The following is a 723-nucleotide window of genomic DNA, read 5'->3' as shown; positions in this document are numbered from 1 at the left end:
GAATCATACATGGTAAGCACAAAGCCCTCTATCTCCAACCGGGTGTTGAGCTTGGACTTGATAATCTTGATCGTATTTAACAGCTTGCTCAACCCTTCGAGGGCAAAATATTCACATTGTACGGGAATAAGTACCGAGTCGGCGGCCGTGAGAGCATTCACCGTGATAATCCCCAGTGAAGGGGAACAATCGATGAGGATATAGTCATAAGTATCCTTTAACGGATGCAGCAGATCCCGAAGCCTTTTTTCCCGGTTTTCCATCTGCACCATCTCCAGCTCGGCTCCTACGAGGTTGATGTGAGACGAGATGATGTCGATATTTTCAAAAGGCGTCTTGTGCACTGCCTCCTGCGGGGTGCATTTCCCAATCAGGCCCTCATAAATTGTATTGATGGTTTTTTTAATGTCGATACCCAATCCGGATGAAGCGTTTGCCTGCGGGTCGGCATCCACCACAAGCACCTTTTTCTCCAAAGCGGCCAACGATGCCGCAAGATTGATCGTAGTGGTGGTTTTACCCACCCCTCCCTTCTGATTTGCCAACGAAATGATTCTACCCATATATTGTATTTTTCAGGTAACATCGTTTTTACTTATTCGAAACGTGCTACTTTAGCCGACAAAATAAACAATAAATCGGCTAATTCTGTGTTAATTATTTAAAACGTTGCCGTTTTTGTTGATAAATCAAAAGAACAAAAGCATCAGACTCTTATTCCCA

Annotated in this window: 1 protein-coding gene; it reads right to left on the bottom strand. The window is 44.1% G+C overall.

The window, feature by feature from the left end; translation table 11 throughout:
- The coding region (locus tag B3Z75_RS03635; RefSeq protein WP_294067861.1) for a ParA family protein at positions 1-563 on the bottom strand (563 nt) is incomplete at its 3' end.
- Positions 564-723 lie beyond the last annotated feature (160 nt).

Source organism: Proteiniphilum sp. UBA1028, assembly GCF_002316955.1.
Taxonomy (GTDB): Bacteria; Bacteroidota; Bacteroidia; order Bacteroidales; family Dysgonomonadaceae; genus Proteiniphilum.
The sequence above is the reverse complement of the archived record's forward strand: the minus strand, read 5'-3'. Positions and strand labels throughout refer to the sequence as shown.